Origin of the sequence: Tardiphaga sp. 37S4, from assembly GCF_021044645.1 — a bacterium.
GTDB classification, from domain to species: domain Bacteria; phylum Pseudomonadota; class Alphaproteobacteria; order Rhizobiales; family Xanthobacteraceae; genus Tardiphaga; species Tardiphaga robiniae.
On the sequence record NZ_CP088008.1, the window covers coordinates 4,060,019 to 4,084,513 of the forward strand.

General features: G+C 59.5%; 24 protein-coding genes. 10 read left to right on the top strand and 14 right to left on the bottom strand.

The annotated features are described in order from the left end of the window. Positions 1–263 precede the first annotated feature (263 nt). A complete protein-coding gene (locus LPB73_RS19240) occupies positions 264–1,469 on the top strand; it encodes an ABC transporter substrate-binding protein (protein WP_231081190.1) in 1,206 nt (401 codons plus the stop codon). Positions 1,470–1,531: 62 nt separating this feature from the next. Here LPB73_RS19240 and LPB73_RS19245 read toward each other — a convergent pair whose 3' ends face one another. From LPB73_RS19245 to LPB73_RS19280, 8 genes are all read right to left on the bottom strand, one after another. After that, positions 1,532–2,005: a hypothetical protein gene (locus LPB73_RS19245; protein WP_184513955.1), complete on the bottom strand. Its 474-nt coding sequence runs from the start codon at positions 2,003–2,005 to the stop codon at positions 1,532–1,534. Positions 2,006–2,140: 135 nt separating this feature from the next. Beyond that, positions 2,141–2,458 (bottom strand): hypothetical protein, encoded by a 318-nt coding sequence (locus LPB73_RS19250; protein ID WP_120288675.1) that lies wholly within the window; start codon positions 2,456–2,458, stop codon positions 2,141–2,143. Between the two features lie 619 nt (positions 2,459–3,077). Further along, on the bottom strand, positions 3,078–4,076 hold the full coding sequence (locus LPB73_RS19255) for a M23 family metallopeptidase (protein WP_120288674.1): 999 nt from the start codon (positions 4,074–4,076) through the stop codon (positions 3,078–3,080). Positions 4,077–4,113: 37 nt separating this feature from the next. Continuing rightward, on the bottom strand, positions 4,114–5,259 hold the full coding sequence (locus LPB73_RS19260) for a helix-turn-helix transcriptional regulator (RefSeq protein ID WP_147421612.1): 1,146 nt from the start codon (positions 5,257–5,259) through the stop codon (positions 4,114–4,116). Positions 5,260–5,304: 45 nt separating this feature from the next. Then, positions 5,305–6,651, bottom strand: a complete 1,347-nt coding sequence (locus tag LPB73_RS19265) for an HlyD family type I secretion periplasmic adaptor subunit (RefSeq protein ID WP_231077868.1) — start codon at positions 6,649–6,651, stop codon at positions 5,305–5,307. Positions 6,652–6,662: 11 nt separating this feature from the next. After that, a complete protein-coding gene (locus LPB73_RS19270) occupies positions 6,663–8,333 on the bottom strand; it encodes a type I secretion system permease/ATPase (protein WP_231077869.1) in 1,671 nt (556 codons plus the stop codon). Between the two features lie 128 nt (positions 8,334–8,461). Beyond that, the gene (locus LPB73_RS19275; protein WP_120288671.1) at positions 8,462–9,871 is read right to left on the bottom strand and encodes a calcium-binding protein; all 1,410 of its coding nucleotides are present in this window, start codon (positions 9,869–9,871) and stop codon (positions 8,462–8,464) included. A gap of 921 nt (positions 9,872–10,792) precedes the next feature. Continuing rightward, positions 10,793–11,854 (bottom strand): class I SAM-dependent methyltransferase, encoded by a 1,062-nt coding sequence (locus LPB73_RS19280; RefSeq protein WP_116663750.1) that lies wholly within the window; start codon positions 11,852–11,854, stop codon positions 10,793–10,795. Positions 11,855–12,067: 213 nt separating this feature from the next. On the opposite strand from LPB73_RS19280, the gene LPB73_RS19285 reads away from it, so the two are divergent. Continuing rightward, positions 12,068–12,985 carry an alpha/beta hydrolase gene (locus LPB73_RS19285; protein WP_120288670.1) on the top strand — a complete coding sequence of 306 codons (918 nt, stop codon included), beginning with the start codon at positions 12,068–12,070 and terminating at the stop codon, positions 12,983–12,985. 119 nt (positions 12,986–13,104) lie between these two features. Here the strand turns inward: LPB73_RS19285 and LPB73_RS19290 are convergent, their stop codons facing one another. Next, positions 13,105–13,290 (bottom strand): hypothetical protein, encoded by a 186-nt coding sequence (locus LPB73_RS19290; RefSeq protein ID WP_170849737.1) that lies wholly within the window; start codon positions 13,288–13,290, stop codon positions 13,105–13,107. Between the two features lie 296 nt (positions 13,291–13,586). Between LPB73_RS19290 and LPB73_RS19295 the strand changes: the two genes are divergently transcribed. From LPB73_RS19295 to LPB73_RS19330, 8 genes are all read left to right on the top strand, one after another. Further along, positions 13,587–14,387, top strand: a complete 801-nt coding sequence (locus LPB73_RS19295) for a FadR/GntR family transcriptional regulator (RefSeq protein WP_231077870.1) — start codon at positions 13,587–13,589, stop codon at positions 14,385–14,387. Next, entirely contained in the window at positions 14,377–14,874 is a 498-nt protein-coding gene (locus tag LPB73_RS19300; protein ID WP_231077871.1) for a 2,4'-dihydroxyacetophenone dioxygenase family protein, read from the top strand. Before LPB73_RS19295 ends, LPB73_RS19300 begins: the two co-directional genes overlap by 11 nt. Beyond that, the gene (locus LPB73_RS19305; protein WP_231077872.1) at positions 14,874–15,650 is read left to right on the top strand and encodes an SDR family NAD(P)-dependent oxidoreductase; all 777 of its coding nucleotides are present in this window, start codon (positions 14,874–14,876) and stop codon (positions 15,648–15,650) included. Before LPB73_RS19300 ends, LPB73_RS19305 begins: the two co-directional genes overlap by 1 nt. 116 nt (positions 15,651–15,766) lie before the next feature. Then, the gene (locus tag LPB73_RS19310; protein ID WP_231077873.1) at positions 15,767–16,588 is read left to right on the top strand and encodes an ABC transporter permease; all 822 of its coding nucleotides are present in this window, start codon (positions 15,767–15,769) and stop codon (positions 16,586–16,588) included. Continuing rightward, a complete protein-coding gene (locus LPB73_RS19315) occupies positions 16,585–17,391 on the top strand; it encodes an ABC transporter permease (RefSeq protein ID WP_120288669.1) in 807 nt (268 codons plus the stop codon). Before LPB73_RS19310 ends, LPB73_RS19315 begins: the two co-directional genes overlap by 4 nt. Continuing rightward, positions 17,388–18,146, top strand: coding sequence for an ABC transporter ATP-binding protein (locus LPB73_RS19320; protein WP_120288668.1), 759 nt, complete (start codon positions 17,388–17,390; stop codon positions 18,144–18,146). Before LPB73_RS19315 ends, LPB73_RS19320 begins: the two co-directional genes overlap by 4 nt. After that, positions 18,143–18,475 (top strand): hypothetical protein, encoded by a 333-nt coding sequence (locus tag LPB73_RS19325; protein WP_092138836.1) that lies wholly within the window; start codon positions 18,143–18,145, stop codon positions 18,473–18,475. The genes LPB73_RS19320 and LPB73_RS19325 overlap by 4 nt, the downstream gene beginning before the upstream one ends. 2 nt (positions 18,476–18,477) lie before the next feature. Further along, complete coding sequence (locus LPB73_RS19330) at positions 18,478–19,533, top strand: ABC transporter substrate-binding protein (RefSeq protein ID WP_093759258.1); 1,056 nt, start codon at positions 18,478–18,480, stop codon at positions 19,531–19,533. Between the two features lie 122 nt (positions 19,534–19,655). On the opposite strand, the gene LPB73_RS19335 is transcribed toward LPB73_RS19330, so the two are convergent. The 5 genes from LPB73_RS19335 to LPB73_RS19355 all read right to left on the bottom strand — a co-directional run bounded on the left by LPB73_RS19335 (position 19,656) and on the right by LPB73_RS19355 (position 24,301). Beyond that, positions 19,656–20,402: an SDR family NAD(P)-dependent oxidoreductase gene (locus LPB73_RS19335; protein ID WP_120288667.1), complete on the bottom strand. Its 747-nt coding sequence runs from the start codon at positions 20,400–20,402 to the stop codon at positions 19,656–19,658. A 134-nt stretch (positions 20,403–20,536) separates the two neighbouring features. Continuing rightward, a complete protein-coding gene (locus LPB73_RS19340; protein WP_120288666.1) occupies positions 20,537–21,454 on the bottom strand; it encodes an MBL fold metallo-hydrolase in 918 nt (305 codons plus the stop codon). 143 nt (positions 21,455–21,597) lie between these two features. Further along, complete coding sequence (locus LPB73_RS19345) at positions 21,598–22,803, bottom strand: NAD(P)/FAD-dependent oxidoreductase (RefSeq protein WP_120288665.1); 1,206 nt, start codon at positions 22,801–22,803, stop codon at positions 21,598–21,600. Between the two features lie 122 nt (positions 22,804–22,925). Then, entirely contained in the window at positions 22,926–23,171 is a 246-nt protein-coding gene (locus tag LPB73_RS19350; protein ID WP_120288664.1) for a hypothetical protein, read from the bottom strand. A gap of 185 nt (positions 23,172–23,356) precedes the next feature. Further along, positions 23,357–24,301: a helix-turn-helix domain-containing protein gene (locus LPB73_RS19355; protein ID WP_120288663.1), complete on the bottom strand. Its 945-nt coding sequence runs from the start codon at positions 24,299–24,301 to the stop codon at positions 23,357–23,359. Positions 24,302–24,495: the final 194 nt, after the last annotated feature.

The following is a 24,495-nucleotide window of genomic DNA, read 5'->3' on the forward strand; positions in this document are numbered from 1 at the left end:
CGCTCCGTCATGGCCGGGCTTGTCCCGGCCATGACGACTGGGAAGACAGCGACAAAGCGCGTTGCAACAACTCGCGCTGGAACATTAAAACTGCTTAATAAAACAGCCCCTTACGACGAAAGTCGTGAGGGGCTTTTTCTTGCTAGTTGCAGCGGAAAAGTATTCAATCCGACGCGCCGCAGCATTCAACAAAAAACAAGAATATGCGCGGTTTTATCTAGAGATCAGGGAGATCAGAAATGCCTTCATTCAGCTCGCGTGCAATGACGTTCACGGTTGCCGCAGCCCTCAGTGCGGCCCTTGGCGGTACTGCCTTCGCCCAGAAAAAATACGACACCGGCGCCAGCGATACCGAGATCAAGATCGGCAACATCATGCCCTATAGCGGGCCCGCCTCCGCCTATGGCGTGATCGGCAAGATGGAAGAAGCCTATTTCAAGATGATCAACGATCAGGGCGGCATCAACGGCCGCAAGATCAATTACATCACCTATGACGACGGCTACTCGCCGCCGAAGGCCGTTGAGCAGGCCCGCAAGCTCGTCGAATCCGACGAAGTGCTGTTCATCGCCAGCTCGCTCGGCACCCCGTCGAATTCCGCGATTCAGAAATACATGAATGCCAAGAAAGTCCCGCAGCTGTTCGTGGCCACCGGCGCGACCAAGTTCGGCGACTACAAGGACTTCCCCTGGACCATGGGCTGGCAGCCTGCCTATCAGAGCGAATCCAGGATCTATGCGGCCTATCTGCTGAGGGAAAAGCCCGACGCCAAGATCGCGGTCATGTATCAGAACGACGATTTCGGCAAAGACATGCTGAAGGGTCTGAAGGATGGTCTCGGCGCCAAGGCGGCATCGATGATTGTCGCCGAGGAAAGCTATGAAGTGTCGGAGCCGACCATCGAGTCCCACATCGTCAAGCTGAAGTCGACCAATGCCGACACCTTTGTCAGCTTCACCACGCCGAAATTCGCTGCGCAGGCGATCAAGAAAGTGGCGGAGCTCAGCTGGAAACCGACCTTCATCCAGAGCAATGTCGGCTCTTCGGTCGGCGGCGTGATGAAGCCGGCGGGTTACGAGATCGCCCAGGGCATCCTGTCGGCGAACTACGCCAAGGACGGCGCCGATTCCAGCTGGGACAATGACGAGGGCATGAAGAAATTCTACGCCTTCCTCGCCAAATATGCCCCCACCATGGACAGGAGCGACGGCTCGGTCGTCTATGGCTATGGCCAGGCGCAGACCATCGTTCAGGTGCTCAAGCAGGCCGGTGACAACCTGACCCGCGCGAACATCATGAAGGAAGCAGCCAACCTCAAGGAATTCGCGCCCGACACATTGCTGCCCGGCGTGACCATCTCGACCTCGGCGACCGACTTCTACCCGATCGAGCAACTGCAGATGCAGCGCTTCAAGGGCGAGAAGTGGGAGCTGTTCGGCCCGATCATCGCGGGCAAGATCGACGGCTGAGTTTCTGATCTCTCCCCGCCCCAGGTTGAAGCGAAGCTTCACCAGGCGGGGAGAGATCGAGATCAGTAATAATCCCGGAACGCATCCGCGAGACTGTCGGGCTGCCAGTCGATCTGGTCCGACGCGATCGGATCGTCCGAGAGCAACGCACTCGCCTGCGTCTTGTAGTCCGGCGCCACGTAATCCGCCTGCGGCAGACCACGGCGCACGATATCCTGATAGTTCAGATAATTGTCGCGATTTCCCACGAAGGTGCACATGCATTTGGCGGGGTCGGCATAGAGATAGCGCGGGCCGTTCGGCGTGGTGTGCACGACGAAGCGATAGGCCGGCAATTTGCTCAAAGCCAGTTTGCCTGCCGCATCGTTGGCGAAGCGCGCCTTGAAGCCTGCGGACTCCATGTCGAATCCGACCTTCTGCAGCACCGGCACGCTCGGCAATTCGCGCGCCACCAGCAGCGTGACATCGAGCAGCGCCAGCACCGCGATGACAGCGAGTGCGATGCCGCGCGGGCGCCAAGCGGAAAACGTCGTCATCGTCACTGCGCGCATGTCGCGAAACCCCGGCTATGAGCGCGCATCGGCGCGCACTATTGCGCGCGACACTAACGGACCCCGCAGGCGGTGTCACGGTAGCGCTGCCGCAGCGCGCGATGCCGGTTAACAAATCCATCACGCCGCCTCGCTGGCGACGAGCGCCTCCAGGACGCGCCAATACATTTCGTCCAGTATCGCTTGCTGCTGCTCTGCATTCAGAACGCGCCGTCGTTGAAACAGAAGACAGATCGGCCGGCTGCCTGTGCAATGGTGTGCACGACGACAGGCCTTGATGACGCAAGTGCGATGGGTGCGCAGGATGTTCGCATTACCGCGCTCGATCTCCTCGATGCAGACGGCGACGATCATGTCCGACAGCCTCTTGGCCGCCAGGTCGCTCTTGTCCCTGGCGCGCTGCGCGAGATGCCAGGCGTCGTGTTGCGAGATGATCATGTGAACTCCCGTTGTGACGATGATGACTGGATATGAGTGACTTGGGTGACGGTCACGCGCCGTCCTTGCCCGCGCCTGTGCGCGTGCGTGGCGGTCCCGGTGGTCTCCCTCGAAAATGAGGGAGATGAAGCGCCGAAAGGCGCGACTTGGGTACAGTGCCGCAGCGTAGTGTCCGGATCGCCGGACCACAGAGGCCGCGGAAACGCCTTTCGACGCTCCATCGTGGCGATTTCTGTCCCCGGGACCGTTCTTCCGGGCAAAGGCGCAGAGCTCCGCAGTCCGCTGATCCCGACGGTTTCCCGCCGTTCACCAATGCCACGTCCAGCCAGCATGAGTGGCAGACCCCCGTAGTGGGGCCGGACGGTGACCCAAGGCCTCCCGAGTGCGTGAGGGAACGTCTCCCTCCCGCCCGCAGGCGCCACATCCCGCCCCGCGCTAACAAGCGTCCCTGGCAACGCCCCTCAAAGTGGGACGGGATGCAATGGAATATAATCTCTTCGAAAACAACGTCAAGGATTATTTTCAGAATTCTTCGGAGGCACCCGCCAGAGAGCCCACCTCCTGAGAGAGCGACGCAGGTGTACAGATGAATGTCGAGGCGTGATAGAAAATGGACCCGCTAACGCAGATCATGACGAAATACCTGGTTCAACATCGGGGCGCCGTTACGCCCGACGATATATGTCGCGGAATATACTCCGCCTGGCCAAGGTTCGGTGGACCGCTTTTTTCCGATGAAGAGAAGCGTCTGGGCCTGATTTTGCGCAACTGCAACTGGACCCTTCTCGGCGATGATCCTGCCGTCGGGATCGCGCAGCGTCAGTGACTGTTCGTCGCCCGTCTTCAAGCCAATTGTCCGAACATAAACGACAAGGGCTTCAGATTTCGTAGTTGGCTTGCGCTGAGAGACAGCGTCAACCTCGATCATATCGTTCGTGACTGCTTCGGTAGCGAATCCGAAGTTCAAGACTGCGCGCGGTGAATAGGCCAGACGAACCCGAGCATCGTCCGTCCATTCACTTTCAGTATGACTGCCGCAAGCGCCAGGCATCAAGCCTGCTCCAAAGGGATCGATGACCTTCCCTTCTCGCCGCACAATAAAGTGTAGATGCGGATACTCAGTTAGCCCCGACATGCCGACGGCACCGAGAACTTGGCCGGCGCGGACTGTATCTCCAGCTCTTACCAAGATGCTGTCTTTGGCCATATGGCAGTACTGGGTTTCGCGATCTCCGGAATGTCTGACAACAACGCCATTGCCGCATTCATTTCCTTTGGCTGCATCGCGCCTGTCGCCTTTCACAGGGCTGTCCGCAAGGCCATCGCGAGTTCGCAGCACCGTGCCCTCGGCGGCTACGACGACGTGAACCGGCTTCTGCTGTCCGCCATGTGACGTTAATCGAAAATCGACGCCGTTATGGCCGTCATAGGTCAATGTCCCGCACATGTAGTCCTTGGCCGAGGGACTATCGTCGATGTCTACGTAATTCTGGATGAAACACGTGCGACCAATGTCGCACGATAACGGTATGATCAAATCTCCAGCAGTCGCCGCGTGCGATATTCCTATAACGAGGGGCAGCGCTAACAATATCCCAATCTGTTGCCGATGCGCCATCTGATCACGTCTGGATGCCCGCGGGAACTCCACGATTTTACATGGATGAAGATGTGGTGATGTAGGGTGCCCCGGGCTGTCGCAACTTGAACGGTGAGAATGTTCGACTATGCAGAACGAAAAATTCCGATTGGCGATTGATTCCAACTTTCAGCATGACGCGTTTGATGTAAGTCCGTACGGTTTCTTCCGTGAAACCAAGTTCCAATCCGATGGCGCGTGGACAGCGCCCGCGGAGAATACAGCGAACAATCCGCGCCTCCACCCAACTCAAGCCAAACGCGAGAGCAATGCGCTGGGCACCGGCCTCCTCATTGAATTGAGGAACGTAGATGAGAGCAAGATTGGGATCGGTATTTCCAGGGATTGAACCGATCACAGCAAACAAAAATCGCTGCTCCTCTTGCGAGATGAGCACGGTCGATCCGACGTTCTTTTGGTTTGGATCCGAAATGATAGCGGCTCGAACAGCGTCCCTGAGCTGGGTGGTGATGAGGGGGGTCGATCCCGAGAGCGTACCACCGTCGAGAGTGATGACACCTTCGCCGACAAGTCGCCGAAACCCGCTGTTCATGCTCCGAACGATCAGATTTTCGTCAATGGTCAGGGCGGGTGACTCAATGTCATCCAGCCACATTTGATGAGACTGCAGTGTGGTCTTTGTCAGATCAGCGACCGCATCCCATAGGAGCTCGATCGCGCGCCTAGCGGTAGCGAATTCTGCATCAGGAATCTGCACCTGCCACCATCCCGCAATAAAGATGGCAGTATCCCCAGAGACCGTACATACACGTCCAATGACCGAGTGGTGCCCGTAGACCGGGCGCGTTCCGATCAGCCGGCGTGCAAACCCGTTTGGCGACGTAGACGACTGATATATGAAATTGCCGTCTCCGTTGAAAGTCTCCGAGATGGATCTCGCCAACGCATCCGATGCGGGACTGGGCGCGGGTAATCCAACTGAAGTCTGATCGAGTAGATCTCCTTCTGGAGACAAGAACGCAGCGTAGCAGCGTTTGCATTCGAGCAGTCGGGCTAAGGATCGCGCAAACCACAGGTTTTGTGGCGCACTGGAATTGCGGCTGGGGCGGGGCAATGGATTCGCCGGAGTAGCTCGAAGTCTGAAGGCCAGTGAGCCGATGGTGTCAGAGCGGTCGTTTTCCTGTTGGTATCCTTGCTGCATAAATGCCTCCCAAAGAATTTGTGTGTTCAATATTCCGCCAAGGCGTCAACTCTCCCGGAAGGCACGGTGGACGCGTAGGCGCAGCGGCTGAATTAAGTACTCCGCAAATGTTCTTATGCCTGTTTCAACAAAGACTTCGACCGGAAGGCCGGGCTTCAAAGTCGTGAGATGAGGTTCGACCTCCGGTGATCGCTGCAAATCAATTTCTGCCATGTAGGATGTGACGCCGCTCTTCGTGTCAGTGAACGCATCCGCCGCGACAGCAGTCACCTGGCCTTCCAGCATGGGTCGGCGGCGAATGTTGAGGGCAATGATGCGGATACGAGCGTTCTGCCCCGCCATGACTTCCTCGCGATCCTGCGGCCGCAGCGATGCCTCGATGACGAGGCGATCCTCGATGGGCACGATCTCCATGAGTGTCTCTCGAGGCGCTAACACAGTGTTCAATTCCCTGCTGTTGAGGCGAACAACCCGTCCCGACTCCGGTGCGCGTAAATCAGTCCGCGCCAGTTGTTCACGCAATGCGCCAATCCGATGTCTGAGATCGCCGATCGATTCTCGCGTTGCGTGACTCTGTTTTGCGATATCCTGACTTTGGTTGAGACCCAGCTGTTTTCCACGATCGACGAGTTCTGCGATTTTCCCGCGTGTTTCTGCTTGCTGGGTCAGATTGCGCGTGAGTTGGGCCTGCATGTCCGCTTCCGCCCTCTTCAACGCAAGTACGCGTGGCTTTCGTGCGAGCCCTTTTTCCAATAGCGATGCTGTATCTCGTATTTCTTCCTGAAGAAACTGAAGTTGCTCTTGCAGGCTTGTCCTGCTGTTTTCGAGGCCATGGGCCGTTTCCATGAGTTGTCGGGTCTGCTGATCGATCAATTTCCGCTCGCCGGTCAATGCACTTGATCGCGTCGCGAACTCCGTCTCCTGGGTCTGAATTGCCGTCTTTGCTTCGGGGCGAGGAGAATTCCGTAATTCGTCAGGAAATGAAATAGCGGTGGACTGCATTTGTTCAGCGAGTAACCGTGCATCCAGCGAGAGATCAGCAAACAATTTTGTCTCTAATACGCCAAGGCTTCCCTCAACCTGGGTCGTATCGAGTTTTGCAACGATCTGACCGGCCTCGACTTGCTCGTTCTCGCGGACATAAATGGTCTTCAATATCCCACCGTCGAAATGTTGCACCGCCTTCCGCTTGGATTGGACCTTTATGATACCGGGAGCGATGACGGCGCTGCGCAGCGGGACGAATGTAGCCCAAAGGCCGAATCCGCCGAATTGAATCGCTAAAAGGAAGGCTCCCCATTTTATGAGTCGTCGGGCATCGGACCTGGGTTTCTCCAGGATTTCGTGGCTGCTCGTTGCACCGAGTAAAAGTTCGTGGACGTGAGTTGTCACAATTCCTGCTCCTAGCCAGATAGCAGTTGCGGGCGGTCGGGCTGACGCGGACCCCGGCGTAAAGGGAGCCCCGCTGTGTTGCTGGGTAGAACTTCCGAAACGGGACCGAAGGCGACCTGCGTGCCGTCGCGGAGCAGCAATACGTGATCCGCAATCGTCAGGAGGCGTGGCCGGTGGGTCACGATCAGGAAGGTTGCGCCCTGCGATCGTGCGCTCAATATCGCAGTGCACAGCGCTGCCTCCCCATCCGGATCGAGATTTGCGTTGGGCTCGTCGAGCAGTATCAGTTTACGGTTGCCGAAGAAGGCTCGTGCCAAGCCGATGCGCTGTCGCTGGCCACCAGAGAGGCGATGACCGTCGCGACCGATCTGCGTTTGATACCCGGCCGGCAGTGCCAGAATCATCTGATGCGCGCCAGCCAGAGTTGCCGCCATGACGATATCTTCGTCGCGCGGACTCTCCTCAAATCCCGAGATCGCTTCAGCAACGGTACCGGCGAGCAATTCGACATCCTGAGGAAGATAGCCGATGTAGCTTCCGAGCTGATCGGGGTGCCAGCTCTCCAGCAACGCGTTGTCGAGCCGGATTTCACCGACGCTGGGCTTCTCCAAGGCGGCCGCCATCCGCAAGAGAGTGGACTTGCCCGCGCCGGTCGGACCAACGACCACGACGATCTCGCTGGGCCTGCATCGGAAGGCAATACCTCTCAGGATCGAACGTCTCGCCTGCGGAATGGTGAAGCCGACACCATTGAGTTCCAGTAAGCCATTTGGGGCAGTGAGGCGGGTCCGATGAGGTTGCTTCAACACCCATGTCGCCGCGGCGCTGACGCGTTTCCATGCCTCCTGCGCCGCGGTCACCCCGCGCCAGGCAGAGATAAGGCTCTCCATCGGTTGCAGGGTTCGGCTGACCATGATCGAGCTCGCGATCAGGCTGCCGGCGAGTACCTCGTTTTGCAGTACAAGCCAGGCACCACATCCGATAGATAGTACTTGCAGGGTAGACCTCACCATGCGTGCCGCCGATGCGATCGCGGCGACCCGTTCACTGGCGCGAACGACAGGAGATAACGCCTCATCATTGGCGCGCATGAAGGCGCGGATGGCGCCTCCAGTCCAGCCCATGGCCCTGATGAAGTTGCCGTGTCGTACGATGCCATCCATTAGCATCTGACAACGTGCGGCTGCACCGCTCGCTTCATTGACCTCCGCCCGGGCAATACAGCTACTCACATATCCCATGATCGACAGAACGACCGCGCCAGTCAGCGCAATAGCACCGTAGTAGGGATGGATGAGAAAGAGGATAAGTATGAAGACGGGAAGAAACGGGGCATCGACCAACGTAATGACAGCGCCGCCTGAAAAGAAGTTCCGTAGCTCCCGAACTTTCACCAGATCATGCGTCGAGCCTTCGCGGCGTCGCGCCGGATCGGCAATGGTTGCCTCCAGGATTAGCGGTGCGATGCGCTGTTCGAAGGTGACGGCGAACCGGCTGAGCAATCGAAATCGAATGACGTCGAAGGAGGCGCTGAAGATCAACGCCGCAATTCCGAGGGAGGTCAGGCCGATGAGAGTCTCGATGCTTCCGCTGCTGATCACCCGGTCGAAGACCTCGATCGAGTAGAAGGGTAACACAAGCAGAAGGATGTTGGCCGACACGCTGAAGACGACGACCCACACGAGCGTGGTTCGCCCTGGAACGGCGCTGACAACAGATTCTGCTCGGGCCGAGTGAGCCAGACGCATAGTGACTGCCTAATTGCGCAAAATGCGTAGGGCGGCAACGTGCCGCCCTACGTCGTCAATAATCAGACAACTTCGATAGCGGTGTAACCCGCTGCGTTATTTATGTCCTCGATCGAGGCATAGGGGGTTCCTCCGCCCGTAATGCCATCGAGGGTGATGGTTCCGAAGCCGAAATCCAGCGTGGTATTGGTACCATCGTCGTCGACGACCACCGTTGTCGGGTCATAGCCAGGCGCCGCATCGATGCTGATGGTGTCACCGTCAGCGAAACTAAGATCGGTAACTTCGTCATCACCGAAGTCCGCGCCCGTACCATCGCCAGCGTTGATCGCGTCGGTTCCGGCGCCTCCTGTAAGCACGTCATCACCGATACCGCCGTTCATCGCGTCAGCGCCGTTACCGCCGCTCAGCTCATCGTCGCCCGCTGCGCCGTTGAGCGTGTCATTTCCTGCACCGCCGGCCAGCGTATCGTCACCGTCGCCGCCTTCAAGCGCATCCGCTCCATTGCCGCCGGCAAGCGTATCGTCGCCTGCATCGCCGTTTAACGTATCGACGCCGGTGCCACCGGACAGTTCGTCTGCCCCGTCGCCACCATTAGCGACGTCATCGCCAGCGCCGCCTTCGATTGTGTCGTCACCGGCGTCACCTGCCAGCAGGTCGTTACCCGCACCGCCATCCATGACGTCGTCGCCCGCTCCACCATTAAGTGTGTCGTTTCCGGCGTCGCCGTTCATGATATCGTTCCCGTCATCGCCATTGAGGGTGTCGATACCATCGCCTCCGTTCATGGTGTCGTTACCGGCACCGCCATTCAGCGTGTCATCACCGAGACCGCCATTCACCGTATCATCACCCAGGCCGCCACTGGCGGTATCATTGCCGTCGCCGCCTTCCAGCGTGTCATTGCCGAGCCCGCCGGTCAGGGTATCGTCGCCGGCATCACCATTGATGGTATCATCACCCACCCCGCCAGACAGGACGTCAGCACCATCACCACCATTCAATGTGTCATCGCCAGCAGCGCCTGCGAGTGTATCATCGCCTGCGCCCCCCGAGAGAACGTCATTTCCAGCACCGCCGTCGACGTTGTCATTTCCGTCGCCGCCATCGATCGTATCCGCCCCGGCGTTGCCGGAGAGATCATCATTCCCTGAGCCGCCATTGATCGTATCGTCCCCCGCGTCGCCGCTAGCCGTATCATCTCCAGCGCCACCGTCGATCGTATCAATGCCAGCGCCGCCACTGATCTGGTCGTTTCCGTCTCCTCCGAGAATGGAGTCGTCTCCCGCGTTGCCGTTCAAGGTGTCGTTGTCGACGCCACCATCGATCGAGTCGTTACCGGCTCCACCGTTGATCGTGTCATCACCGCCGAGGCCTGAGAGAGTGTCATTACCCGGGAGCCCATTGATCGTATCCGCAACTGGGGTTCCGTCCAGAATGTCGTCACCTGGTGTACCATTGATCAGTGCCATGATTGCCACTCCATGATGATGTCGCGCTTCTAACGCGACTACGCTTCGCGCTGAACATAGATGCATGATCCTAGCTATCCCCTCGACAACCGAGATCGCTGACACCGAGCGTGTCGATCGAGCGAATTTTGCGCAATCCCCATGTGGGGACAAAATGCAGCGCGTGATAGGGAAAGCTATTGCGTAAATGTTCGCTCAGGATTCATCTGAAGGACAGCCCTGCTGCCGTAACTCAAGTTCGACAATAATGCTCTGAGGCCATGATTAAGCGCGTCGAGCGTGCAATCTGAAGATGAAGGGCAGAGCAAAACTCTAACTATCCGGTATTCTTACGGATTACAGAGTGCTCTCGCGCGTGGCTCGTGACGACTGCTCCATCTAGCCGAGTGCCTTCGTCTACTTCAGCCATAATCTCGTTAATCGTCTCAATAGGTCTTGCAGAAAGGAAGAATGACGCGAAGCTCATGTGCGTGAAACTGGCTTAACGCCAACAATGTGCAACGCCCGTCCCAAGTATATTATCCTGGAATCGATCTATCCTACGAGTGTCACATGTAATCGGCATCGTGTCGCACATCGACGAGCTGCTCGACCGCAACATCGGTGCCGGGTATCCAATTGGTCGATTTGAAGCCGCTCACGCATGCGGCAATCCCTTGCGACATTAAGATAGCTCACGTCCGCTTCTGGTGCCAAACCGACAATCGGTAACGGACGATGTCGGCCGCTTGCCATGAGCGAGACAAGACCTTTGTGGCGGTCAACTTACTCTGAACTACACTTTCGAGAGATTTTTGCAGCGGCTCCTTTTCGAATCTGCAGCGCTCCTGTCGACAGGCGACATCAATCCAGAGCGACGCAGCCCCTAGAAGCCGCATTTCCCGCGGCATCCGGGTCGCTCCGCACCGTTGATCCGAGAGATCAAGCGCGTACCTCGAAGATCATGTTGAAAGGCGTCTCAGTCGCGCGGCGGAAGCGCTTGAAGCCTGCCTCAGTCGCGACCTGACGCAATTTGCTTTCCCCTGCCTGGGCACCGAGCCCCAAGCCCACCTCCTGAGAGAGCGACGCAGGTGTACAAATGAATGTCGAGGCGTGATAGAAAATGGACCCGATCGGGTTGAGATTATCCTTGAGATTGTCATGAGCAAATGGCTCGACGATCATCCACGACCCGTCTTTGGCCAGTGTTTCCTTGACATGCTTGCCCGCACCAACGGGGTCGCCCATGTCATGCAGGCAATCGAAGAAAGCGACGAGATCGTAGTCTTTTGCCGGAAAATCCTTGGCACTGGCCTGCGCGAATTCAATTCGGTCTCCGACCCCAGCTTCCTGCGCCAGGACCTTCGCGCGATCGATCGAAGGTTTGTGGTAATCAAACCCGAAGAACCTGGATTTGGGGTACGCCTGCGCCATCACGATGGTAGAGGCGCCGTGGCCGCATCCGACATCGGCCACCTTGGCGCCAGCTTTCAGTTTGGCTTCGACGCCTTCGAGCGTCGGAATCCAGTTCGAAACCAGATTGGCGTTATAGCCAGGCCTGAAGAACCGTTCGGTGCCCGAGAAAAGGCACTTCGAATGCTCATGCCAGCCGACGCCCTTCCCTGTTCGAAATGCTTCGGCGACCTTGGGTTCGTCGAGATAGGTGGACTGCACGACATCGAATGCACCGGCGAAGAAAGCTGGCGACCCTTCCTCGGCGAATGCCATCGCTTGTTCGGCCGAGAGCGAGAACGCGTTCTTTTCAGGGTGATAATCGATGTAACCAGAGGCGGCTTGGCCGGAGAGCCACTCGCGGACATAACGCTCATGCAGGCCGGTCTTCTTGGCAAGCTCCGAAGGTGTAAAGATATCTCCATCCGCCATTGCCTTGTAGAGGCCGAGGCGATCGCCGAGCAGTATACTGGCACCGCCGAGTGAAATGCCGAGGTCGTTGACCAGCTTTCCTACGAGTGCGTTCAGCTTTTCAGGATTTGGTTCACGCATTGCAGCATCCTCCACTTTGTGAAGAACAGCCCTCGTTCTAGTTAAGCACGACTGACGAATTACAAGTAGGCGCCGAGCGCCACGCGACGTCAGATTCAGGATTATGCGGAATTGTCCGCTGCTGGCGCAATCCCCGCGTTCCCTCTAGACTTGCTTCTGCGAAGTTTTGAAATTGCCGCTCGATTTTCACGAGTTTTCGGGGGAAATTATCCTTTGGCCGAAAGTGGGATTGCGAATATTCGCGCAGTACTGTTGTCAAAGCCCCGCCCGGTCGGGTGGGATCAGCGCCGGCAGCGACTTGATGAAGTCGGGTCGATCTGGCCGGTGGCCGACGATGTCGCGTTGCGGACTGTCGATTGCGGAAATGTCGCGGGGGAATGGTCCTTCTCACCGGGGGCAGATACGACGCGCGTGCTTCTGTATTTTCATGGGGGCGGTTTTTGTTCAGGATCAATCCTCAGTCATCGACGCCTGGTGACAGAAGCGGGGCGGGCTGCTGGCATAAGCACCCTGGCGATTGACTATCGGCTCGCGCCGGAAAATCCGTTTCCTGCCGCTCACGACGACGCGATGAGCGCTTGGCGATATCTGCGCCAGCAGGGCATAGACGCCAGCAATATCGTAGTTGGCGGTGACAGCGCTGGCGGCAATCTCACAATTACCCTCATCAACGCCTTGCGCGGAGCCAATGAAGAGCCGCCGGCATGCGCTTGGCTTATTTCGCCCTGGACCGATCTTTCGATGTCCGGGACGACGCTACAAAGCAAGGATCAGATCGATCCGATCATCCACCGTGGCTACCTCGAGGAACTGGCTGACGCCTTTGCTCCGGCATCGCTCGACCGCAGGAGCCCGTTTCTGTCTCCGCTATTCTCGAACCTCATCGGATTTCCACCAACACTCATTCAGGTCGGGTCAGCCGAAACTTTGCTCGCAGACTCGACGCGTTTCGCGGAGGCTGCCGCAATAGCCAACGTCGCGACGACGTTGGAGGTATGGCCCGACATGATCCATGCATGGCCTCTGTGGAATGGCGGTCTTACAGACGCAAGGTTGGCGCTCAGGTCAGCTGGACAATTCATCAAGCATCAATTGTCTGATCTAGTTCAAATCAGTTCCAAGTCTTCGTGATTCATGATTCTTCACTCTGACATCGGAGGGAGTTCGCCGCATCGCAGGACATCAAGGCGCCATTGCCGCCACGACACTACGGACGGCACTGCGCGCATTCGCAAGGCGGCATCGCAACCTCAGCTCTGATGCGGGCCTTGCATGATTTTCATGGCATCCTTCACGTGGCGCCACTCGTTTGCTTCTTCCACCTGACCTTTTTGTTCGCATGTCAGTGCATTCTGAGCGGCATGAGCGATGGCCACGGCGCCGTGCCGATCAAGCATCTGCCGGGCGATGGTGTGGACTTGAGTTTCGGACATCATTTGCTTTCTCCTGATTTTCACGAGCCAAGGAGAACCGGTCCTGCTGTAACCGAACCGGCCCGGTGTCTCTGAAAACGGTGGAACAGCCAAACTCGTTCCCGGAAAAAACAACCGGCCGCGCGCCGGCGGCCGGCCATCTATCGCGACCGCTTTGCCATGAATTTCAAACTCGAATTGCGATCGGGCAAAGCATTGTGCACCGCAAATCAATCATCCGATGTTAAACATCGGATGATTGCATTCGCTCTGAAAACGTGAGATAGGCCACTGAGCAAACAAGCGGGGAAAGAACACTCGTGGCACGAAGTCCTACAAAATCGCTGGAGCGGGGAAGCAAGCCAGGCCGCATCAATTCGGTCTTGACCACGCTCGGCTGCGAAATCGCGCAGGACATTATCCCGATTGGCGCGACCCTCCCCCCGGAGCCGGAATTGGAGGCGCGCTTCGGTGTCGGGCGCGGCGTCATCCGGGAAGCGATCAAGACCCTTGCTGCGAAAGGAATGGTCAGCGTGCGTCCGCGCTACGGTACGCACGTCTTGCCGCGCCGCGACTGGAGTCTGCTCGATCGCGATGTGCTGGGATGGCTGGTCGGCGGCGGCGAACCGGACCGCGATCTTCTGATGGCCATTCAGGAAGTCCGCCTGATCATCGAGCCGGCAGCAGCCGCCCTCGCCGCAACGCGAAGCACCAAGCAGGACAGGTTGCGCATCGAGGCCGCACTGGTCGGCATGGAAACCTCGCACGATCAGGAAAGCGCCATCAAGGCGGACAAGGCATTCCACCTCGCCATTCTCGATGCGACGCATAACCCCGTGTTGCAGGGTTTTCGCGGCGCCATCGATACCATTCTGAGCGCGGTGTTTCTTGTCGCGGTCGGCAGCCCCGGCTGGTTCGAAGACAATCTGCCAAACCACGCGGCCGCGGCGCGCGCGATTTCCGCGGGCGATGCAAAGAAGGCCAAGACCGCCATGGAGCAGGTGCTCGGCTACACGCAATTCAAACTCTCGAAGCGTCGCGCGACTGCGACGCCTGAAGGCATAACGCGGGTCTCAACCGCGGCGACGAAAAAAACAAAGAGGAAGCCCCATGTATCGTGACATGATCGGATCGACGCACGTTCTTGCATCGCCGGAAATCGCCGTCGTCGCCATTCCCGAGGATGAGCGCGTCTGGGTGCCGCAGGCGCCGGATGTCTGGTTTCGTCCGCTGATGCTGAACACACGACAGGGGCAGTGGTGCAATCTGCTGCGCGTGCGACGCGCCGGCGTATTATCGCGGCATCTGCATCCCAATCCGGTGCATGGCTTCGTGTTGCGCGGCAAATGGTTCTACCGCGAACACCAGTGGGTGGCGACGGAGGGTTCCTACGTGTTCGAGCCTCCGGGTGAGATCCACACGCTGGTCGTCCCAGAGGACGTTTCCGAGATGATCACCTTCTTCAACATCCAGGGATCGATGCTGTATCTCGATGAGAACAACAAGCACGTCGGTTATGAGGACGTCTTCACCAAGATCGATATGTGCCGCGCCCACTACGAGTCCGTCGGCCTTGGCCGTGACTACGTCGACCAGTTCGTGCGCTGATGGCAGACCGTGCCAACATGATCGAGGAGATTCCGTCGGCCGCATGGGCGTCGATCTGGTATGCGGGAAAACGCGTGCTGGTGACGGGCGGAACGTCAGGGATCGGCGCGGGCCTCGCGCGCGGCTTCGTTGAGGCCGGCGCGGAGGTCATCGCGACTGGCGTGAATGCTGCGGAGATCGAGCGGGCACGTTCGGATTCGGTGTTGCGCGAGGCTCGGGCGTATCAGCTCGACGTTCGCGACGACAGCGCGATCAAGTCCCTTGTCGGCTCGCTCGGCGAACTCGACGTGATCGTCAATTGCGCCGGCGTCATTCGTCGCAGCGAAGAACTCGACCCCGCGGTTTTCCAGTCGGTGGTCGATATCAATCTCAACGGCACCATGCGGATGTGCGCCGCCGCGCGGCCAATGCTGGCGCGCTCCAAGGGCGCGATCGTCAATCTGGCATCCATGCTGTCATTCTTCGGCGGCGGTCTCGTTCCCGGTTATGCCGCCAGCAAGGGCGGTATTGCACAACTGACGAAATCGCTGGCGATCGCCTATGCGAATGACGGCATTCGCGTCAACGCGATCGCGCCAGGCTGGATCGCGACGCCGTTGACGACCGATCTGCAGGCCAGCCCGGAACGTAGCCAGGTCATTCTGGGGCGCACGCCCTTGGGCCGTTGGGGCAAACCATCAGACCTCTTGGGTGGCGTGCTCTATCTGTGTTCGCCGACTGCATCTTTTGTGACGGGGACGATCCTCGTCATCGACGGCGGATATGCCGTGACGTGACCAGGACGGCGGCGAAGTGCCGCCGTTCGCAGACGAGATTTGAGTACTAAACTGCGTAGCCGAGAGCCTCGCAGATAAAAACAAAGCGGCCAGAACGCTGGTCAAAGGGAGGTCGCGTGCTCGTTGCGCCCGGTCAAAAAGTGCGGTCACGCGTCGCCTGGCGCGGCATGAACTCGCTGGTGGGCGCAGCCTTGTTCGTGGCGCCCCTGCTGGTGCTTGTCGTCATCTGGGCGATCGTGGTCCCGCTGTTCAATGTCAATCCGCGGATTTTTCCCTCGGTCGGCTCGGTGGCCGAAGCAGCGGTTGCCGCGATCGGCGATGGCTCGCTCATCCGCCATATCGGCGCGAGCATGCTGCGTGTCGGACTGGGCACGTTTCTCGGCGTACTCGTCGCTGTTCCGCTCGGCGTCGCCATGGGCGTGAGCCCTGCGGTCTCGGCGTTCCTGACGCCGCTGTTTCGCTTCTTCTCGGTGCTTGCCGGCATCGCCTGGATACCGATCGCAACGTTGTGGTTCGGCTACGGCTTCGGCGCCATCATCTTCGTGATCTTCAACGCGGTCTTCTTTGTGGTCGCCTACAACACGCTGCTCGGTGTCTCCACCATTCCGATGACGATCCGCAATGCCGCCGCCTCGCTCGGTGCCGGACGATGGGCCTTGCTCACCGAAGTGCTGCTGCCGGGTGCGCTCCCCAATATCGTGACAGGCGTGCGCACCGGGCTCGGCTTCGCGTGGCGCGGCCTGATCGCGGCGGAGATGATCGCGACCAATGTCGGGCTTGGCTACATGCTGTTCGTCGCCCGTGACTTCTATCGCACCGAAGTGATCGTGCTCGGCATGATCGTCATCGGCGTGTTGTGGCTATTCATCGACCGGTTGCTGCTCGTTCCGCTGGAACGCGCGACGATCGAGCGATGGGGACTGGTGAGGCGCACATGAACATTGCACTGAAATTCTGGAGCGGTTACGTGCGCGCGACGCATCGGTGGCCAATTATCGCGACCATCGTGCCATTTATTCCCGTGGTGGCGATCTGGAGCATTGTCGCCAATTCAGGCATGTTTCCGCGCGCCTTTTTCCCGGCGCCGGTGGATGTGATGCGGTCGTTCATCTCCCTCACCTACAAGGGAATTCTGCCGGACTATCTGCAGGACAGTCTGATCCGGCTGCTGTTCGGTGCATCCATCGGCGTCGCGCTGGGCATTCCGCTCGGCATCCTGATCGGCTCCAGCCGCCTCGCGCATCGCATCTGCTGGCCAGTGCTGCTGTTCTTTCAGGCCATCGGCGACATTGCGTGGCTGCCGATCCTGCTGATCTGGTTCGGCTTCGGCCTCACCACCATGACCTTTGTCATCGTTTACACCGTGCTGTTCCCGATCGTGCTGAGCACCGTGCTCGGCGTGCAGTCGGTGCACCGCGATCTCGCCCGTGCGGCGCAGAGCCTCGGCGCGTCGCCGATGCGGGTGTTGTGGGAAGTGACGCTGCCCGGTGCGTTGCCGAATATCATTACCGGCCTGCGCAACGGCCTCGGCTATGGCTGGCGCGCGCTGATCGCGGTGGAGATCATCGTCGGCACCAGCGGCATCGGATTCATGATGTTCGATGCACGTCGTGCCGGCTCAACGGTCGAGATCCTGCTCGGCATGATCGTTCTCGGCACTCTTTGGTACATCGTCGATGCCTGGATCCTTGCGCCGATCGAGCGCGCAACGGGCCAGCGGTGGGGATTGGTTACGTCATGAAAACGCTGTCGCTCAAAAATCTTCGCAAGACCTATTTCGATCCCTATGCGGGATCGCAGGTCACCGCCGTCCAGGACGTCTCGCTCGACGTCGAGCAGGGCGAATTCGTCTCCGTCGTCGGTCCCTCCGGCTGCGGCAAAACGACGATCCTGAACATGATCGCGGGCTTCATCCCCTATACGGGCGGTGAAATCCTGATTGACGGTAATCTCGTCAAGGGACCGGGTCCGGATCGCGGCGTTGTTTTCCAGTCGTTCGCCCTCTTCCCGTGGAAGACGGTGCTGGAGAATGTCGGCTTCGGCCCGAAGATGCGGGGCGTACCAAAGGACGAGCGCGACCGCACTGCTCGGGAATATCTCGCGCTCGCCGGTCTCTTGCATGCCGCGGATCGCTACCCGAACGAATTGTCCGGCGGCATGCAGCAGCGCGTCGGCGTCGTCCGCGCGCTGGCCAACAATCCGGCCGTGCTGCTAATGGACGAGCCGTTCGCCAGCGTCGATGCGCAGACCCGCATGACACTGCAGGAGGAGCTGACGCGGATCTGGCAGGAGCGCAAGCCGACCGTCATTTTCATCACACACGATGTGGCCGAGGCCGTGTTTCTTGCGAACCGCGTTGTCGTGCTGTCCAAGGGCCGTGTGCTCGATCAGATCAAGGTCGATCTTCCGCGTCCGCGCGTCTGGGATCAACTGATCGAAGATGAAACGTTCAAGCGTCTATCGGCGCAGGTGCTGCAAATGGTGCGGGCCGCATGAGTATTGCGCGAGATGTCATTCGTTCGACCCGCGGGCGTGTGGTGCTCGCTGTCATCGCCGTGTGGGCCGCGTTTCAGGGCTGGCTGAGCATCGAGGCGCCGGGCAAGATTTCCAAGGAGCTCGCCGGCGCGTCCGACAAGGTCAATATCCAGATCGATATGCCGTTTACGCCGGAGCGTTTTCACGTTCTGGCGTTTCAGAAGTATGGGCGGATCGCCGGAGCCGACGATCATTCCATCGGACTAAGGGGTGTGAAACGAACGGACCTCAACGCGGTTGCCCGGCCTTACTGGGTCACGAGCGTGGGGCCAATCAAGGAGGAGGACTGATTTTGAAACGCATATTATGGGCCTTAACTGCCGTGATGCTGGCTTGCGTGCCCGCACAATCGCAGACATTGACGAAACTGAATGTCGGCATGGTCAGCGCCATCGACATGCTGGCGATCCCGGTGGCGCTGGAGCGCGGTTACTTCGAGAAGCAGGGTCTCGATGTCACCATTGCGCGCCCCTACGCGACCGGCGTTGATGCGCTGAACGCGCTGCAGGCTGGCGAGACCGAGATCCTGCAGGTCGGCGTTCCGATGATCGGCGCCGTGTTGCGCGGCATGGATCTCGTAGCGCTCGGCAATTACAGCGGCAGCGCCACCAAGTCCGGTTCGGATGCGACAATGGCGATCATTGCCCGTGAGGGATCGGGCATCGTCAAGGGTGACCTCAAGAGCCTCAAGGGCAAGAAGATTGCGACCTCCTTCGGCACCATCAACCATCTCTATATCCTGGCACTGCTGGAGAAGGCCGGGCTCAAGCCCGACGACGTCCAGCTGGTCAACACGCCGCCGCCGGATATGACCGTCGCGCTGCTCGCCAAGGGCATCGATGCGTTTTCCGGATGGGATCCGTGGCCGATCATCGCGCAGAAGGACGTCCCCGGCGCCTTCGAAGTGATCCGCGGCGGCGATGTCATCGCCTATCTCGGCTATGTCGTCTCGCTTCGGTCCTGGGTCGAGAAAAATCCGGAATCGACGGAGAAATTCCTGGCCGCGACCTCACAGGCCGACCAGTGGATGCGCAAAAATCCCAAGGCCGCCGCCCAGATCGGCACCCGCTGGATTCCGGGCCTGAAGCCGGAGATCGCCGAGGCCGCAATGGAATTCAATGTCCAGCAGCTTGATCGACGTCTTTCGGCCAACAGCTACAAGGCACTCTGGAGCGCGCAGGATCGGCTGCAGCGGCTGGGCGTGCTGAAGGCGACATTCGACGTCAACAAGAACATCGACGCCAAGCCGATGCTGAACGTCATGAAGAAGCATCCCGAACTATTCGCCGATCTGCCACCCATTCCGGCGGACGTCGCGCTCGGACCGGACTTCACGTTCAAGCCCTGAATAAAGGAGGCGGTCTGCCCAATTGCGGACCGCCTTTTTTGATCGATGTATCATTCGAAAACACTAGCTAGCAGCGACGTGCTTTGCGACTGGCTCACGTTTACCCGCAACGCCAACTGCAACTAAGCCAGTCCCAGGCCGCCATCAACAGCAACAACCTGGCCTGTCATCCATTCCGAAGCGGCACTCGAAAGCCTCACGATCCATTCCGCTAGGTCGTCAGGAACGCCGCGCCGCCCGAGCGGTATGCGCGCCCGCTCCTGTTCCTTGATTGCCGCAGCCTGTTCCAGGGAGAGCCCCATCATGCCCGTCAGCGCGCCCGATTCCGTAGGTCCTGCCGCCACGGCGTTCACGCGTATGCCGAGTGGTGCAAGCTCCAGCGCCCAGCAGCGGGTCAAATGCTCCAAAGCCGCCTTGCTGGCGGCGTAATGAGACAGTCCAGCCACCGGCTTGTGACCGAAAGTGCTCGAGACATTAACGATCGTGCCCCGTGTTGCCTTTAGGTGAGGAAGAGCAGCAGAGGCGAGGAGACTTGGGCCGAGCACATTGACGGAGAAAATATCCATGATCCGATCGGCTGTCGCGTCTGCCAGCGGAAGGATTGCACCTGCGCCCGCGTTGTTGACCAGGGCATCAACCCTGCCCCAAAGATCGATCGTCTTGGCGATTGTGCGCTTGGCATCTTCGGCGGAGGCTGCATCCGCCACCATGCCGGCTATGTTCGCATGCTCGGCAATCGTTTCTTCAATTGGGCCGGAACGGCGGCCGGTCACGAACACCTTGTTGCCTTCCCTGGCGAAGCGCAGCGCCGCCGCCTTCCCTATGCCGGAGCTGCCGCCCGTCACGATCACGACCTTTTCACTCTGCATTTTCAATCTCCTTCTTGCCAAGATGACGCGGCTTGGCCCCACGACTCTGCAGTCCATCTGAATCGGCGCTGCTAAAACCAGGGCGCGCTCTCACTAGCGAAGAGGGCGCGCCCCGGTCCTAACCCGGCAAACGATCAGTAGTCCCAGGAGATCGGAACCCAGCGAAACGCGTCGCCATCGATCGCCACGTGGCCGGCGGACGGGAATGGCAGATGGGTCGCGACCAACAATTCGCCTGTTGCCGCCAGCTCCCGCAACAGACGGGTCCGAACGCGCGCTGCTTCTTCGGGGTCGTGCTCGAAACCGTTGTGCCAATCGGGTTGGTCAAACCCGACCGTGAACACGGCGTCGCCGGCGAAGGTCAGCGCGTCGCCGCCGGATGCCAGGCGGACGACACTGTGTCCGGGCGTGTGGCCGCCGGTCCGACGCACGATGACTCCCGGCGCCAGTTCGTGCTCGTCCGTGAATGTCCGAAAATGCTTTCCATATTCGGCCATGAACCGCTTGGCGGTTGCCCGCAGCGCGTCCGGGAATCCCGGCGGCATTTGGGTGTGAGAGAAATCGGGCGCTTTCCAGAATTCGACCTCGGCGGCAGCCACGTGAATCCGCAGATCCGAACGCAATTGATCCTTCACCCCTTCGACGAGAAGTCCGCCGATATGGTCCATATGCAAGTGCGTCAGCACGATATCGGTGACGCATGCGAGATCGATCTCGGCAGCTGCCAATCGCTGGATCAGTTGTCCGGCGCGCGGCAAATGCAGGTCCGGGTCCAATCCCAGCCCGGCGTCGACAAGAATGGTCTGCTCGCCACTCTGCACGACGACCACGTTCAGCGGCCAGTCGAAAGCGTCCGGCGGCAGGAACATGTCGCGCATCCAGGCGGCCCGGACGGCGGGGTCTGCGTTATGTCCCAACATGGAGGTTGGGAGTGGCAACACGCCATCGCTGACCACCAGCACGTCGATGTCGCCAATCTTCACTGCATAGCGCGAGGGGACCAGTTCGTTACGCCCCGACTTGACGGGGGCTGATGTCGTATCAAGGTTCATGTGTTTCTCCTTCTGGGTATTTTGCTGGGTATTTTGCTGAGTTTTTTGAATCGTCTGTGTCATCTGTGAGTCCTCCTGGTTGATCGATGGTGAGAGCTGGCCGCGCTCCTGCATGGAGCGCGGTCCTTTCTTGTGTGGGGTGGCTAGACTTCGGTCACATGCTCCGGATCGGCCGAGGCGAGAGCGGCAGCACGCTCGGGCTTCGGCGGATAAATCCAGACGGTGTTGATTTCCTGCTTGGTCTTCTTGGCAACGTCGCCAACCATCTCGACCTTGCGATCCCAGCCGCGCGTGAACAGTGCGCCGGCTTCGCCGAGGTCGAGACAGGTGACGTAGCCCTTCTGGTGATATGGCCTGGTCGCCATGCGCAATAATTCGGCGGCGGCATTGTTGCCGGCAAAGGCGCCCATCCGCGTCGCATGCTGGCACGACATCAGCGCGTAATTGCCGACATCGTCGCTGGCCGCTCTGGCGGCATCGCCCGTGGCAAAGACGCCAGGTACCGAGGGTACGCGCAAATCGCGGTCGACCAGCAGCCGGCCGAAATTGTCGCGCTCGGCTGGGATCTGCGTGGTCAGCGGCGCGGCGCGAATGCCTGCCGCCCAGATCACGGTCTCGGTTTCGATACGTTCGCCGTCGGACAGTGTGATCCCGGATGCATCCAGCGAGGCAACGCCGGCACCGAGCCGGGTCTCCACACCGAGCTTGCGCAGCGCCTCCTCGATGATGGGACGCGGACCCTCGCCCATGTCGGGGGCGATCGCACTGTTTCGTTCGACAATGATGACGCGCGGCTTGGCATCCTTGCCGAGGATCGTGCGAAGCCGCGCCGGGATTTCGGTCGCTGCTTCAATTCCTGTGAAGCCGCCGCCGGCTACGACGATGGTGTCGCGTCCATTCGATGCCGGCCGATCGGCCAGGCCATGCAGATGCTTGTCGAGCGCGATCGCATCGTCGAGATTGTCGACGCTGAAACCATGTTCCGCGAGGCCGGGAATATTCGGACGGAACAACCGGCTTCCGGTCGCCACGACCAGCCGATCGTAGGAGAGCGACTGTCGCTTATTGTTGGCGGTCGCGACCTGCACGATGCGGGATGCGGTGTCGATCGTCTCGGCGCTGCCTTTGATATAGACGACGTCGACGGCCTTGAGGACATCCAGCAAAGGCGCCGTCAAGGTTTCAGGCTTCGGCTCATAGAGCCGCGGGCGAATGACCAGTGTCGGCTCGGGTGCGACCAGCGCGATCTCGAGCTCTTCGGGCGAAACGCCCTTGATGTCGCGCAGGCGGGCTGCGGACAATGCGGCGTACATGCCGGCGAAGCCGGCGCCTATGATGACTATTCGCATGTGATGTTCTCCTTGGGTTTAAGTTGCTCGGCAGTACGCGCGTCACCGCCGCCGCTTCTCACCTGCGGCAAATTTGTTGCGATCAACGATGACGCGAAGACGGGAAACGACGAGGAGAGCCCCTATGGAGGGGTACAGTCCAGCATCGACGCCAGTTGCATGGGACGTTCACATTCGGCGCGGCAGATTCGCGGAACCAGCGGCCGGTCACGGTGAAAGATGATCGGCTGTGCGAACGTCAGCGGCCGGTCGTTCAAAGCCTGGATGTCATCGCTCACGATGATGGACAACGAAGGGGTGCTGTCTTGCGCGGGCTGCGCTGGCTTCTCGGCCTCTTCGCCCGTCGATGTCGTCAGTCGAATGGTCAATGAAAGTCCATATATCAGAGAGCTCGTGACGACTCTCCGTCGCGGTATCATTGCAAGTGGGTCGACGAAGGTCTTCCAGGCCATTGTCTGTCTCCGTCCGTTATTGGCGTGGGCACGGTGATGATCTAGCTGATCGGATCTGCAACTGCCCCAGAGCGATTGACGTACCTGTCGAGAGATTGCGGCTAACGCGTCCGTCGGCGCCAATCGCTTGGACTTTCGCCGGTCAGCTTCCTGAACGCCGCTGCGAAGGCTGTCTGCGAGGCATAGCCAAGCGCCGCTGCCACCGACACGACCGATGCGTCGGTGTCGCGCAGCATGTTCATGGCCTGCTCGAGCCGGTGTTGGCGCAACCAGGCGTGTGGCGAAAGCCCGGTGCTTTCCTTGAAGGCGCGGCAGAAGTGAAAGCGCGACAGGCCGGCATCCGAGGCCAGGGCGGAAAGAGAGACGTCCGTATCGCTGTCCGAGCGCAAACGTTCGATGGCACGTAGCAGCGTCTTCGGCGCCAGCCCGCCCATGGTCTGCTGGAACGTGGTTGGCGCGCCGGTGTGCGCAGCCAGCAGGCGCGTGGCCAGTAGATCCGTCACTTGCTGCCTGAACAGGGCATCCAGGGCCGCATTGCCCTCCAGGACGTCCGCCGCACTTATAAGCAACCGCGATGTGATGGGATCGGGATGCGCCGTTCGCTCCAGAAGGTCGCCAGGAGCGGCGATGTCGGCTTCGTGGGCAACGCGCTCGAGTATTCTGTGCGGAAGATAGAGCTGAACGACATCGACAGGTTTCGGAATATCCCATCGGGAGCTTGATCCTTCTGGAATGATGATCACAACCCCGGGACGAAACGTTCCAATGGCAACCGATCTTCCTGACCGCCGCTCCATGCGCTGCATCGAACCGTTGTAAGCCATGATGACGTGATGGGTCATCGGCTCGACGACGTCGTGCAATGGCTCATGTTTCCAGTGGGTGATTCCGGCACCGGAGGAATCCAAAGCCATATGAAATGGTGTGGTCCCGAGCACGCGGGACATCTCCGCACCGGCAGAAGGCCGCTCGGCATGGGACGGAGTTTCCTGGGGCGCCTCAGATGCGGCTGCCGGGTCATTCGGACGATCGTGAGGCTTGGTCATGGACGTGCACCCGCAGCAAGGGTTCGTGTGTGTCCGATGAGACCCGTACCGCCCATGACGATAATCCTCATGACTTTCCTCCGATTGTTCGGGCCATCCGTGGCCTTGCTCCTGAAAGCACTGCCAGAATGCGCGCGGACGGGCCGGAAAGCCTTGTAGGCACCTTGAATTGCCGTTGAGTTTTCCTTGGCTTC